At 46.1% G+C, this 13,552-nt stretch carries 15 protein-coding genes; 13 read left to right on the forward strand and 2 right to left on the reverse strand.

Annotated elements, in window-relative coordinates:
- Nucleotides 1–54: 54 nt before the first annotated feature.
- Nucleotides 55–651, reverse strand: coding sequence for a spore protease YyaC (gene yyaC, locus ACFQ2J_RS09580; RefSeq protein WP_386059269.1), 597 nt, complete (start codon nt 649–651; stop codon nt 55–57).
- Between the two features lie 91 nt (nt 652–742).
- Here yyaC and ACFQ2J_RS09585 point away from each other — a divergent pair, with 91 nt between their 5' ends.
- From ACFQ2J_RS09585 to serA, 10 genes are all read left to right on the forward strand, one after another.
- Entirely contained in the window at nt 743–1,762 is a 1,020-nt protein-coding gene (locus ACFQ2J_RS09585; protein WP_386059272.1) for a YkvI family membrane protein, read from the forward strand.
- 46 nt (nt 1,763–1,808) lie between these two features.
- Nucleotides 1,809–2,714, forward strand: a complete 906-nt coding sequence (locus ACFQ2J_RS09590) for a mechanosensitive ion channel family protein (RefSeq protein ID WP_386059275.1) — start codon at nt 1,809–1,811, stop codon at nt 2,712–2,714.
- Between the two features lie 11 nt (nt 2,715–2,725).
- On the forward strand, nt 2,726–2,923 hold the full coding sequence (locus ACFQ2J_RS09595) for a DUF951 domain-containing protein (RefSeq protein ID WP_386059278.1): 198 nt from the start codon (nt 2,726–2,728) through the stop codon (nt 2,921–2,923).
- A 200-nt stretch (nt 2,924–3,123) separates the two neighbouring features.
- Entirely contained in the window at nt 3,124–4,224 is a 1,101-nt protein-coding gene (gene ychF / locus ACFQ2J_RS09600; RefSeq protein WP_386059280.1) for a redox-regulated ATPase YchF, read from the forward strand.
- 142 nt (nt 4,225–4,366) lie between these two features.
- Nucleotides 4,367–4,657, forward strand: a complete 291-nt coding sequence (gene rpsF, locus ACFQ2J_RS09605; protein ID WP_386059283.1) for a 30S ribosomal protein S6 — start codon at nt 4,367–4,369, stop codon at nt 4,655–4,657.
- A 12-nt stretch (nt 4,658–4,669) separates the two neighbouring features.
- Nucleotides 4,670–5,140, forward strand: coding sequence for a single-stranded DNA-binding protein (gene ssb, locus ACFQ2J_RS09610; RefSeq protein WP_386059286.1), 471 nt, complete (start codon nt 4,670–4,672; stop codon nt 5,138–5,140).
- A gap of 22 nt (nt 5,141–5,162) precedes the next feature.
- Nucleotides 5,163–5,390 carry a 30S ribosomal protein S18 gene (rpsR, locus tag ACFQ2J_RS09615; RefSeq protein WP_386059288.1) on the forward strand — a complete coding sequence of 76 codons (228 nt, stop codon included), beginning with the start codon at nt 5,163–5,165 and terminating at the stop codon, nt 5,388–5,390.
- Nucleotides 5,391–5,528: 138 nt separating this feature from the next.
- Nucleotides 5,529–6,191: a peroxiredoxin gene (locus ACFQ2J_RS09620; protein WP_386059291.1), complete on the forward strand. Its 663-nt coding sequence runs from the start codon at nt 5,529–5,531 to the stop codon at nt 6,189–6,191.
- A gap of 182 nt (nt 6,192–6,373) precedes the next feature.
- Nucleotides 6,374–7,522 carry a pyridoxal-phosphate-dependent aminotransferase family protein gene (locus ACFQ2J_RS09625; protein ID WP_386059294.1) on the forward strand — a complete coding sequence of 383 codons (1,149 nt, stop codon included), beginning with the start codon at nt 6,374–6,376 and terminating at the stop codon, nt 7,520–7,522.
- Nucleotides 7,519–9,105, forward strand: a complete 1,587-nt coding sequence (gene serA / locus ACFQ2J_RS09630) for a phosphoglycerate dehydrogenase (RefSeq protein ID WP_386059297.1) — start codon at nt 7,519–7,521, stop codon at nt 9,103–9,105. The genes ACFQ2J_RS09625 and serA overlap by 4 nt, the downstream gene beginning before the upstream one ends.
- Nucleotides 9,106–9,145: 40 nt before the next feature.
- Here serA and ACFQ2J_RS09635 read toward each other — a convergent pair whose 3' ends face one another.
- On the reverse strand, nt 9,146–9,961 hold the full coding sequence (locus ACFQ2J_RS09635; RefSeq protein ID WP_386059299.1) for a histidinol-phosphatase HisJ family protein: 816 nt from the start codon (nt 9,959–9,961) through the stop codon (nt 9,146–9,148).
- Nucleotides 9,962–10,134: 173 nt separating this feature from the next.
- Here ACFQ2J_RS09635 and ACFQ2J_RS09640 point away from each other — a divergent pair, with 173 nt between their 5' ends.
- From ACFQ2J_RS09640 to rplI, 3 genes are read left to right on the forward strand one after another with little or no spacing between them, the layout of a single operon-like run.
- On the forward strand, nt 10,135–11,085 hold the full coding sequence (locus tag ACFQ2J_RS09640; protein ID WP_386059302.1) for a YybS family protein: 951 nt from the start codon (nt 10,135–10,137) through the stop codon (nt 11,083–11,085).
- 33 nt (nt 11,086–11,118) lie between these two features.
- Nucleotides 11,119–13,092 carry a DHH family phosphoesterase gene (locus tag ACFQ2J_RS09645; protein ID WP_386059304.1) on the forward strand — a complete coding sequence of 658 codons (1,974 nt, stop codon included), beginning with the start codon at nt 11,119–11,121 and terminating at the stop codon, nt 13,090–13,092.
- Entirely contained in the window at nt 13,089–13,535 is a 447-nt protein-coding gene (gene rplI, locus ACFQ2J_RS09650; RefSeq protein ID WP_386059307.1) for a 50S ribosomal protein L9, read from the forward strand. The genes ACFQ2J_RS09645 and rplI overlap by 4 nt, the downstream gene beginning before the upstream one ends.
- The last annotated feature ends 17 nt before the right edge of the window (nt 13,536–13,552 follow it).

A 13,552-nucleotide genomic window follows, 5' to 3' on the forward strand; every position in this document is an offset into this window, starting at 1 on the left:
TAAAGAAAATTATTTCCATAAAAAAGACTGCCTTCTTATGCGATGGCAGTCTTTTTATGATGAAGATAGATTGCGGAAACTTTTTTTGATAGGCTTCATGCCGTATGTGCGGTCGACGACTTGGATGGCGTCTGCCACTTTGGTTGCCATTTCGATGACCGTGTGCAGCCTTGTGTTCTGGAGGACGAAATATTCCATGAATCCACCGACATTGACGATGCCGCTAATGGAAATGTCCCCGATTTTCGGCAGGTCCTTTTTCATTGCAGCCCCTGGGGCGAGCGGACCTTCCTGGACCGATATCATACCGATGGAGGAAGATTTTCCAAGACACGCATCGATGGCAATGATGAATGGCCGAGCATGCTTCCGTTCGATGAGAGCTACTTTTTCTTTCAGGTTAAGGGCATGCAGCGGATCGGCGAGTGTCCCATATACATGGAAGTTTTTCAGTTTTAAATCGTTCAGCATCGATCCTACCAACGGTCCGAACGCATCGCCGGTGGACCGATCGGTTCCGATACAGGCAATGACCACTTCACCGCCTTCAGGAATCCTGTCCAGCAACTGTCCACTCAACTGGTCAATCACAGCAGGACTAGTGTAGAGGTATCTCGATTCTTTCTGCAAAAACCTACCCTTAAGATTCATAGCTTATCCTCCATGTACATATTGGTAATAGTATATAAAACTTTCAATCGTTCTATACGTCACAAATAAAACTAGAGCTGGGGGAGCGGATATGTTGAAATCAGGCGTGAAGTGGATGTTTCTAATCATCGGGACAATGATCGGAGCGGGGTATGCATCTGGAAGGGAGTTATGGCAATTTTTCGGCCATGAAAGTGGACTGGCTATCGGGATATTCACGATTCTGTTCATCATATGCTGTTATGTCATCCTGAAGATCAGCTACGAGCAGAAATCTTCGCACTATCTCCCTGTATTAAGAGCGGTAGTGGGGAAACATCTGACAGGCGTGTACGATTGGATGATCATCCTTTACTTATTTACAACAACGGTTGTCATGTTGGCGGGGAGCGGTGCTACATGGCAGGCATTCCACTTTTCTTATCGGTTCGGCGTCATGGCAATCGTCATTCCGCTCATACTTATCTTCGTTTGGGATGTAAAGGGGATCGTTTCCATCAACAGCCTTATTCTTCCTTTATTAATCCTTGGCTTGTTTTTTGTATTGATGCTCTTTACCTTTGATCAGAATTTGACATTGTTCGATCACCTGCACGAAATGGATAATTGGATGGCTGCTTTTCCGTTCACTGCCTTGAATATACTGCCGCTGATTGCGGTCCTTGGCGCGATCGGCAATCAAATGAAAGCGAAAAATGAAATCTGGGTCGCCAGTATCGGGAGTGGCGTGATTCTTGGAGGAATCTCGTATTTATACAACAACAGCCTGATTCAAATCTCTGAAGAAATCATTCTCTATGAAATCCCTCTGTTTGCGATTTTAAAAGAATATCCATATGAAATGTTTTTGTTCATATCGATCCTTTTATGGATCGCTATTTTTACAACGGCTGCTTCCGGTGTGCTGGGCCTGATCACCAGATTCCGTGATTGGCTTAACATTCCATTATGGATACTGGCGATGATGGCAATAGCGATCATGCTTCCGTTCACCTCCTTCGGCTTCTCTACATTGATTGAATACCTTTATCCGATCTATGGACTGCTGAATTTATATGTCCTTTCGGCTATCTTGCTGTATCCGTTAGTAAATCGATACAAAATGGAGTGAAAACCTGTTACAATGAGTCTCATAAATGTGCACAGGAGGTAAGTGTGTGGGAGATACTGTGGCAGATTATGGGGAGCGTTGGGGTAACTTTCAGGATTATTTGCTTGGCCCTGAGCTATGGCTCAAACTGGGCGAAGGGGCATTTGATATATTAGTGATCGTCACCATCGCCTACATTGTCATTAAGCTAGGCAAAAAACTGACGAGTGAGTTCTTTTTCAAGCGGCGTAGAGGCCCCTTCAAGATTACGAAGCGGCGGGAAGATACACTGCGTAAATTGTTTGGAAACATTTTGACATACTTCGTTTATTTCACGGCTTTCGTGATGATATTAGAAACATTCGGCCTGAAAATCGGTCCATTGCTTGCGGGTGCAGGGGTAGCAGGTCTTGCCATTGGTTTCGGTGCCCAGAGCCTTGTAAAGGATATCATCACCGGATTCTTCATCATTTTCGAAGATCAGTTTTCCGTGGGTGATTATGTAAGGACAGCTGGCATCGAAGGTTTCGTTGAAGAGATCGGTTTGAAGACTTGTAAAATCAAAAGCTGGACAGGTGAAGTCCATATCATTCCGAATGGCAATATCACACAGGTGACCAACTACTCGATTCATAACAGTATTGCAGTCGTCGATGTGAGTATTGCCTACGAGGGCAATATTGAAAGAGCGGAAGCGATCATCCTGGAATTGCTTGAGGAGCTTCCGGATAAGTACGAACCGATGATTACGGTACCTGAATTATTAGGTGTACAGAACCTTGGTGCATCGGACGTCGTGCTCAGGATCGTTGCTGAAGTATATCCGATGGAGCACTGGGCGATGGCACGTGCGATTCGTAAAGAAGTGAAGAACCGTCTTGATGAGCGTGGCATCGAAATTCCTTTCCCTCGTCTTGTCATGTATTCCAGACAGGATGAAGTGGAAGCGGCTAAAATCAAGGAAAACGTGTAGGAGGAAGCATGATGGCGGATAAAGATTTTCAAATGAATGAGATTGTAGAAATGAAAAAACCTCACCCATGCGGCGAAAACAAGTGGAAGATCATACGTATGGGAGCGGATATTCGCATCAAATGTGAAGGCTGCGGTCACAGTGTAATGATTCCTCGTCGTCAGTTCCAGTCCAAAATGAAACGAATTCTGGTGAAAAGCGAAGAATAGGGTCGTTTCACGTGAAACAAATAAAATCAAACATGGAAACCATTCAATAAAGTGGTTTTCATTAGAGTGAATTGGAAAAACAAGGCTCATTACAAGGTCTTGTTTTTCTTTTTGCTATACTTGTCATTTTTTTGTACAGTATCTATAATTGGTATGACTAACGTACATGTATGGAAATCCTTAAGGAGTGGAAGTCTTTTATGGCATTAACAGCAGGAATCGTAGGTTTGCCCAACGTAGGTAAATCCACGTTATTTAACGCAATTACACAAGCAGGCGCATTGTCTGCCAATTACCCGTTTGCAACGATAGATCCGAACGTCGGAATCGTCGAGGTTCCAGACGAGCGTCTGGATAAACTGACAGAGCTTGTCAACCCGAAGAAAACCGTTCCGACTGCGTTCGAATTCACTGATATCGCTGGAATCGTCAAAGGTGCCAGTAAAGGAGAAGGACTTGGCAACCAGTTCCTTTCTCACATCCGACAAGTGGACGCGATCACGCATGTGGTCCGTGCATTCGAGGATGAAAACATTACGCACGTATCAGGTAAAGTCGATCCGATCAGCGACATCGAGACGATTAACCTTGAGCTGATCCTTGCTGACCTGGAAACTGTTACGAAGCGTTTTGACCGTGTATCGAAGCTTGTGAAGCAGAAGGATAAAGCTGCACTTGCCGAGTATGATGTGCTTGAGAAGCTGAAAGCAGGTTTTGAAGAAGAAATGCCGGCCCGTGCCGTCGAATTCACAGATGAACAGCAGAAGATCGTCAAAGGGCTGCACTTGTTGACAGCTAAGCCGATTCTTTATGTTGCCAATGTGAGTGAAGATGAAATCGGTGTCGATGTTGATAATCCTTACGTAGAGAAGATTCGTGAATATGCCGATGCAGAAGGCGCGGAAGTGATCGTCGTCTGTGCAAAAATCGAATCTGAAATCGCTGAATTAGAAGGGGAAGAGAAGCAGGAATTCCTTGAAGAGCTTGGAATCGAAGAGTCTGGTTTGGATCAGTTGATCAAAGCAACGTATAACCTGCTTGGGCTTGCTACCTACTTTACTGCCGGTGAGCAGGAAGTGCGTGCATGGACATTCACAATCGGAATGAAAGCCCCTCAGGCAGCAGGAATCATCCATACGGACTTCGAACGTGGTTTCATCCGTGCGGAGACCGTATCCTATGAGGACCTTGTCACAGAAGGTTCCATGGGAGCAGCGCGTGAGAAAGGTAAAGTGCGTTTGGAAGGGAAAGAATACCTCGTCAAAGATGGCGATGTCATTCATTTCCGCTTTAATGTATAAGCGTAGATTGGATCTCTCGTCTAACCTGTTGTCATTTGCATAGGAATTTGGTATAATACTTCATTGTGAGTAATTGATGATAATTACTCCTTGCTCCTTTCAAAGAAAAGGGGCCGTTAAGTCCATAAGGAGGTGAAAACGGATGAGAAAATATGAAATCATGTACATCATCCGCCCAAACATTGAAGAGGATTCTAAAACTGCTGTAGTTGAGCGTTTTAACGGAATTCTATCTGATAACGGTGCGGAGATCGAAAACGTTAAAGAACTAGGTAAGCGTCGTCTTGCTTATGAAATTAACGATTTCCGTGACGGATTGTATGTAACCATCAACTTCAAAGGCGACGAAAAAGCAATCAGCGAATTCGATCGTCAGGCGAAGTTCTCTGATGACATTATCCGCCACATGGCTGTACGCGAAGATGACCAATAAGGAGTGATTCTGATGTTAAATCGTGTCGTATTAGTCGGCAGATTAACGAGGGATCCGGACCTACGCTATACACCAAACGGAGTGGCTGTTGCTAACTTTACGATTGCCGTGAATCGCCCATTCTCCAGTCAATCTGGAGATCGTGAAGCGGACTTCATCAACTGTGTCGTTTGGAGACGCGCTGCCGAGAACCTCGCGAACTTCATGAAAAAAGGAAGCCTCGTAGGTGTCGATGGAAGACTGCAGTCACGCAGCTTTGATAACCAGGAAGGTAAGCGTGTATTTGTCACAGAAGTAGTGGCAGACAGCGTTCAATTCCTTGAGACGAAAGGTTCTTCTTCCCAAGGAGGAGGACAAGGTGGGTTCCAGCAAAATCAGAATCCTCAAAATAACAACCAACGAAATGACTTTAAACGTGATGAGGACCCATTCGAGAATAATGGGGAACCTATCGATATATCAGACGATGATCTACCATTCTAATTAAGTAAGGAGTGAATCAACTATGGCACGTCGTGGTCGCGCAAAGCGCAGAAAAGTGTGTTTCTTCACAGCGAACGGTATCACACACATCGACTATAAAGATGTTGATCTACTAAGACGTTTTGTTTCCGAGCGTGGAAAAATTCTTCCTCGCCGTGTAACAGGAACTTCTGCAAAGTATCAACGTAAATTGACGAAAGCTATCAAACGTTCTCGTCAAATGGCTCTATTGCCGTACGTTGCTGAGTAATTCAGCATAAGAAGCACAACAGGAATCATTCCTGTTGTGCTTTTTTTATTGTTTTAATACATAGAGAACGGGAACACGGCAAATGTGTAGGAGGAAGATGTATTTTAATCAGAACATGATTTGGAGGAGGTAGGGAGAATGGAACAGAACCAGCATACTCAAGAACAGACTTACAGCTTGCCGCGTATTGGAGAAAAGGCGCCAGATTTCAAAGCGCAGACGACACATGGTGAATTATCGCTGGATGATTTCAAAGGGAAATGGTTTGTATTATTTTCACATCCGGCTGATTTCACTCCGGTCTGTACGACAGAATTTGTAGCTTTTCAGGGAATTTATGATCAGCTGAGAGAACTGGATACAGAATTGATTGGTCTAAGTGTAGACAGTGTCACTTCCCACATTGCCTGGATCAGAAATATTGAGGAAAACTTTGATACACGAATCGAATTTCCTGTCATAGCCGATCTTGATAAGCAGGTTGCTACGAAGTTCGGGATGATCATGCCTGAAAGCAATGGTACAGAAACATCGAGAGCCGTTTTTGTCATCGATGATAAAGGGACCGTCCGATCTGTCATCTATTATCCGCTTACAACCGGGCGTAACATGGCAGAAATTGTCCGCTTGGTGCAAGCATTGAAAACGACAGATGAACATGGTGTATCTACTCCTGCCGATTGGCAAAAAGGGGACAAAGTGATTGCTTCCCCACCTAAAACGACGGAAGATGCACGTGCTCGTGAAGAGGACCCGAACTATGAATGTGTCGATTGGTATTTCTGTAAAAAAGACCTATAAAAGCTAAGGATAGACGGTGTTTGGTCACTGTCTATCCTTTTTTATGAACGGATACATATATTATATTAGCTAGCCCAATAAGAAGTCTGAATATATTGACAAAATAAGTGGTTTTGTTAGGATAGAAATAATTTACTTCGGTAAAGTGACAGAGCGTCACCCATCAAAAAGGAGTGTTTGAAATGGGGCATCTATTACGAATTCCTGGTCCTACACCAATTCCACCGCAGGTTACACAGGCGATGGCACAACCGATGATCGGACACCGCAGCCAAGCGTGTAAAGATCTGATTAAAAAAATAACCCCTAAATTGAATCGAGTATTCGGCTCCGCTTCGGATGTGTTAGTGCTGACAGGTAGTGGGACATCTGCCCTCGAAGCCGCTGTTGTCAATATGACTGATCCGGGGGATGAAGTACTTGTCGTTGTGACAGGAGCTTTCGGTGGGCGCTTTGCTTCAATAGCAGAAGCTTATGGTCTTCAGGTGCACTGTCATGACATCGAATGGGGGAAAGCCGCTGATCCTTCCCATGTGCAGGATCATCTAAAGCAGCATCCCGGAATCAAAACTGTGTTTTTAACGCATTGTGAGACATCCACTGGCGTCCTGAACCCTGTAAGCGAGATTGCGAAGACTATCCGTAAGGTCTCGGATGCACTGGTTGTTGTCGACGGCGTTTCATCTGTTGGCGGAGCTGAAATCAGTCTTGATAAGGATGGAATCGACTTGCTCGTGTCAGGTTCTCAAAAAGCGTTGATGCTTCCGCCTGGATTGGCGTTCGTTGCGGTGAGTGAAAGAGCTCGGAAAGTGATTGAGCATGTGCAACGCCCCCGTTTTTATTTGGATCTTCGTAAATACTGTGGAAATTGGAACGATGGGCAGACGCCTTTCACACCTGCATTATCTCTGTTGATGGGGCTGGATGAAGTACTGGATATGCAACTGGAAGAGGGTATTGATGCCATTTTTCAACGACACCTGATCATGCGTGATATGACACGTGCTGCAATGAAAGCACTGGAAATTCCTTTGCTTACAAACGAAGTGGATGCGTCCACTACCGTAACATCGGTGAAGCCGACCGCGTTTGATGCAGAAGCATTCAGAAAAACCGTCCACGAATCATTCGGGTTGCTCCTTGCAGGAGGGCAGCAGCATTTGAAAGGGGAGATTTTCCGGATTGGTCATATGGGCTATTGCACGCCGGAGGATATTCTGGAAACGATCAAACGGATGGAGGCGGGACTAAAGAAGATGGGCGTCCCATTTGAATCAGGTGCAGGTTTGGAAGCTGCAGAACGAAAATGGAAGGAAGCGATGCATGCATGACTTTTCGAATTTTGATCTGTGACCCTCTAAGTGAAGATGGGGTGAAGCCGCTTTATGAAGCGGAAGATGTAGAGATCATTGATACGCCTGGAATGGAGTTCGATGTCCTTAAGCAGAAGCTCGCCAACGCCGACGCTGCTATTGTGCGAAGTCAGACGACGATGACGAGAGAATTGATCGAAGCTGCACCTAACCTGAAGGTCATCGGTCGTGCCGGGGTTGGGGTGGATAACATCGACCTTGATGCAGCGACAGAAAACGGGGTCATCGTCGTGAATGCACCTGATGGAAATACGATGTCGACGGCAGAACATACGATGGCGATGCTGATGGCGCTTGCCAGAAACATCCCTCAGGCATATAACCTGCTTCGTAATGGGCGCTGGGAACGGAAAGCGATGGTCGGCGTGGAATTGAAGGATAAGACGCTTGGCATCATCGGCCTTGGCAGGATTGGTAAAGAAGTAGCTCGTCGAGCCAAAGGGCAGCGGATGGATGTCATCGCTTACGACCCTTTTCTAACAAAAGAAAAAGCCGAGAAGATCGGAATTGAATATGGCGGAGTGGAAGATGTCCTAAAAGCTGCTGATTTCCTTACGGTACATACGCCACTCATGAAAGAAACGCATCACTTGATCGACCGGGAGGCGCTGAAGCTGATGAAGCCGTCAGCAAGGGTACTGAATTGCGCTCGTGGGGGAATCATTGATGAGGAAGCTCTTTATGAAGCGCTGAAGGAAAAGCGGATTGCTGGAGCTGCACTGGATGTATTTGAAAACGAACCAGCGGTCGGCCATAAGCTGCTTGAGCTTGACGAGGTGATTGCGACACCGCACTTAGGGGCGAGTACGGTGGAGGCGCAAGAAAACGTAGCTGTCGATGTAAGTGAGGATATCCTTCATATTCTTAGAGGAGGGACTGCGAAGCATCCGGTGAATGTACGGGCGGTTTCTCCGGAAGTAATGGAACAACTGGAGCCCTATTTCGAGTTGGCAGAAAAACTCGGTCCATTTTTATCGAATCTGACAAAGGGCGTACTTGAAAAAATCACCATCCATTATGCAGGTGAACTCGTACAGCGGGACACCTTACCTCTTACACGCTGTACAGTAAAAGGAATCCTGAAGCTACATCTCGGATCGCGAATCAACGATGTCAATGCCTTCATGGCAGCCAAAGATAAAGGGATCGTCGTTGATGAAAATAAATCGACGGTTTCAAGAGGGTTTACGAACCTTATCACTGTGGAAATCAAGACGAATGAGGAGACGCGTACGGTTGCTGGTACGCTTCTGAACGGACTTGGACCTAGAATCGTCAAACTTGATCAATATTCGGTCGATGTGCAGCCTACTGGTCATTTGGTCGTCATCCGTCACCATGATAAGCCTGGAGCGATCGGTAAGGTCGGCAATTTGTTCGCGGAGGCCGGCGTCAACATTGCTACGATGCAGGTCGGGCGCAAAGGAGAAGGCGGGCACGCGGTGATGGTGCTTTCCGTTGATCGGCCGCTTGAAGATGCGTGTCTTGAAAAGCTGAGAGGAATGGAAGAAATCCGCCAGGCCCACCGTTTGGAATTATAAAAAGGTCTGTCCCCATCGGTGTGGGGGCAGACCTTTTCCATCATCCTAAAGGGTGAGTGCGGGATTTCCTTTTTGTAAAGGTGTGCAGTTCCTGGTAGCCTGCTTCCTTAGCGAGCGTGATCGCCTCATCATACGCATAGCCTACGTGGCCCGGCTTATGTGCGTCGGAACAGGTGACGATGCCGACGCCTGCTTGGTAGCATTTTTTCAAAAGGACGGGATCGGGGTACATCTTTCCGACAGGTTTTCTTAACCCCGCTGTACTGATTTCGATGCAGGTGCCTGATTTTGCGAGAGCTTTCACCGCTCGATCATATTGCTCATGAAGGAATTCCTCGCTGTCCGGCCAATAGGAGAAGATCTTGATCAGGTCGATATGTCCGACGAAATCGAAAAGCTGCGACTCTGCCAATGTGACGATCTGATCGAAATAATTGCGATACGCTTCGTTGATGTCTCTTTTTTCATATTCATGGCGGTACGTGGCAAGGTCGATGCCCCAATCACCGATCCAATGGACGGAGCCGATGACATAGTCGAACGGATGGGCATCGATGAATTGCTTCATCTCTGCTTCCTTTCCGGGAGTATAGTCCATCTCGATTCCCATTTTTACAGGTAGTCCTTCCGCTTCGGCCTGATCGAATAATGCCTGATAATCACTGAATTCGATCCCACGCCGGTTGTCGATCCATGGATTGGAAAGGATCGGTTTTGTCTCATTGAAAAAATAAGCGTGCTCCGAGATGCCGAGTTCCTCAATACCCTTCTGGCGTGCTTCAGCGATATACTGCTTCAGATAATCCGTGGAAAAGTCTCCGGTTTCATGCATATGGACGTGGTAATCAGTCAGCATGCTGCCCCTCCTCAATGGTTGTTTGCTCCATCATACCAAAGCTCCTGAATATCTGTCATCGCTACCAGGACTTGTAAATGTAGGATTGGAACAATTATTTATGGTATGACGCATAAACATGTTAAAATAAAAGGGTTACCATTGAGATATGTATGAATGAGGTGCGGTTTTTAATGAAAGATTCGCGGCAGATCACCCAAGGTGCGTTAATGATCGGAATTTACTTGATTGTATTATTGATGAACATTTTCATTCCCTATATAGGGATTGTGTTATTTTTCGCATTACCATTACCATTTATTGTATACAGCTACCGTCACGGCTTGAAACCTGGGCTGATCATGCTGGTGGCTGCGACAATTCTCGGCTCGCTGTTCGGGACGGTATTCTCGCTCCCATTGACCCTGATGGTCGGCATCGGCGGTCTGTGTATCGGTACGGCGTTACATCGCAAGCGCTCACCCTATGAAACGTGGGCAATCGGCTCAGTCGGTTTCATTATTGGGCTTGTGCTTGTATTCTTGTTGACGCAAGTACTGTTCGGTGTCAATTGGATTGAAGAAGTGAAGACGATGATGGATGAATCGTTTATGATCACGGAGAACATCATGCAGCAGATGCCTGGAGACACGGAAGAAGTCGGTCAGCAGATCGATGCCATGAAAGAACAGATAAATCGTTTTCCTATTTATCTTCCTAGTATCTTTGCACTGATGGGAATTTTCTTTGCACTTATCAGTCAGTGGGTCGGATACAAAGCGATCAACCGGCTGGAAAACAAGCGGCTCGGTTTTACGAAGTTTCGTAACTTCCAACTGCCTGTATCACTGTTGTGGTACTATTTCATCGCCATGCTTCTGGAAATGGCGACCAATAATCAACAGGATGGCACATTGTATCTTGCTGCCACCAATGTTTTCACACTGACAGGCGTATTGATTGCGCTGCAGGGCATCGCATTTCTTTTTTATTATGTTCATGCGAAAGGAAAGTCGAAGGCACTGCCTATCACAGCGATCGTCCTCACTGTTTTAATTCCAGACCTGGGTCTTTATCTTGTAAGGATCTTAGGTATAATTGATATAGGATTCTCGTTACGTAACCGTCTCAAAGAAACGAAATAACCTTTCGGATCATGAAAGTGGGAGCTGAAGTTCATGGCCAATCATGTCCACAAGCCAAAAATAAGCAGTCACTTCTGGATCATTTATGCGATATCGATCGTTCTGTTAGTGTTCATCTGGTATTACCAGTGGATGCTCGGTTTGACGATGACGCTGCTTCTTGCTGCGTCAATCTACTACACGATCCGAACCGAAAGACACTTGATCAATGAGACGGAAGAATACATCTCGACCTTATCGTATCGCGTCAAAAAGGTCGGGGAGGAAGCACTCCTCGAGATGCCGATCGGGATTGTACTGTTCAATGACAACTATAAGATTGAATGGACGAACCCGTTTATGAACGATTTCTCCGAGGACGATACACTTGTTGGAGAATCGCTGAACGAGCTTTCTGAAGAGCTTATCAAGCATATTAAAGAAGAGAAAAAAGAAGCATGGATCCAGATTGGAGACTATGAATTCCAGACACTGATCAAGCGTGACGAGCGGTTGTTATACTTGTTCGACCGTACGAAACAGACGGAAATCCAAAGCCTCTATCATAACGAACAGACCGTGCTGACCATCATCTTTTTAGATAACTATGAGGAAATCACCCAAGGAATGGATGATACGGCAAAAAGCCATATCAACTCCCAGGTGACGTCGATTCTGAACAAGTGGTCCCAGGAATACGGGATCTATTTGAAGCGGACGTCGCAGGAACGGTTCCTTGCAGTCATGAATAAAGAAATTCTATACCAGCTTGAAAAATCGAAATTCGAGATTCTCGATGATGTCCGTGAATTGATTACCGATCAGAACGTACCATTGACACTAAGCTTTGGAATAGGTGTGGGACCGGTCAGTCTTCCGGAACTCGGAGAGCTTGCCCAGTCGAGCCTCGACCTTGCATTGGGCCGTGGCGGGGACCAGGTCGCCATCAAGGATGATACGGGAAAAGTCCGCTTCTATGGCGGAAAGACCAACCCAATGGAAAAACGTACGAGGGTACGTGCCCGTGTCATTTCCCATGCGATGAAGGAACTTGTCCAGGATAGTGAAAAAGTGTTGATCATGGGGCACAAATCACCGGACATGGATGCAATCGGAGCATCGATCGGGATATTGAAAATTGCCCAGGCGAATAACAAGGACGGCTTTATCGTGCTCGACCCGGATGATATTGATATCGGGGTAGCGAACATGATGGAAGAAGTTCAGAATGATGAAGACTTATGGTCGCATTTCATCACCCCTGAGGATGCGATGGAGCTCGTCAGCAATGAGACCTTGCTTGTCGTCGTTGATACGCACAAGCCATCGCTTGTAATGGAAGAGAAGCTGCTCAGCAAGACCGAGCACGTGGTCGTCATCGACCATCACCGGAGAGCGGAGGAGTTCATCTCAGACCCTACACTTGTCTACATGGAGCCGTATGCGTCGTCGACAGCGGAACTCGTTACCGAATTGCTTGAGTATCAGCCGAAGAAATTGAAGCTGACGATGCTTGAAGCGACTTCCCTGTTAGCAGGAATTATCGTTGATACGAAAAGCTTCACACTCCGAACAGGTTCACGTACCTTTGACGCTGCTTCTTATCTAAGATCCAAAGGAGCAGATACCGTACTCGTGCAAAAGTTCATGAAGGAAGATTTGAATCTGTATGTGAAACGGAGCCGCTTGATTGAACGTTCGTCGATCTACCGCGATGGCATTGCTATTTCCACTGGAAATAAAGGGGAAACCTATGGACCTGTTCTGATCGCTCAGGCAGCAGATACGCTGCTTACGATGAGCGGCGTTATCGCATCGTTCGTCATTTCCGAACGCAAAGACGGGAGAATCGGCATCAGTGCCCGCTCACTTGGGGATGTGAATGTCCAGGTGATCATGGAAAAAATGAACGGCGGCGGCCATTTGACGAATGCTGCCACACAATTGGAAGACACAACCATTGAAGATGCAAAAGCATTGTTGCAAGATATACTTGATGAATACTTTGAAGGGGGCTCATCAGAATGAAAGTGATTTTCACGAAAGATGTAAAAGGCAAAGGCAAAAAAGGCGAAGTGAAGAACGTATCCGATGGATATGCACGTAACTTCCTTTTGAAAAATAATTACGCAGTTGAAGCGACCAATGCAAACATGCAGGCCCTGAAAGCGAAGCAGAATAAAGCAAAACAAGAGGAACAGGAAGAGCTTGATGAAGCGAAGCAGCTGAAGGAAACAATCGAGAAGCTGGAAGTGAAGCTTTCAGCAAAGTCAGGCGATGGTGGTCGCTTATTCGGCTCAATTACGAGCAAGCAGATTGCAGATGAACTGAAGAAGTCCCATAACATTAAAGTGGACAAGCGTAAGATTGAATTGAATGAACCGATCCGCACGCTTGGCTATTCCAACGTCCCTGTCAAGCTTCACCCGGAAGTCACAGGTACGATCAAAGTGCATGTGGCAGAGCAATAATGCCATCCTTGTCCCGT

This window comes from Thalassobacillus hwangdonensis, from assembly GCF_042675915.1.
Taxonomy (GTDB): Bacteria; Bacillota; Bacilli; order Bacillales; family Halobacillaceae; genus Thalassobacillus_A; species Thalassobacillus_A hwangdonensis.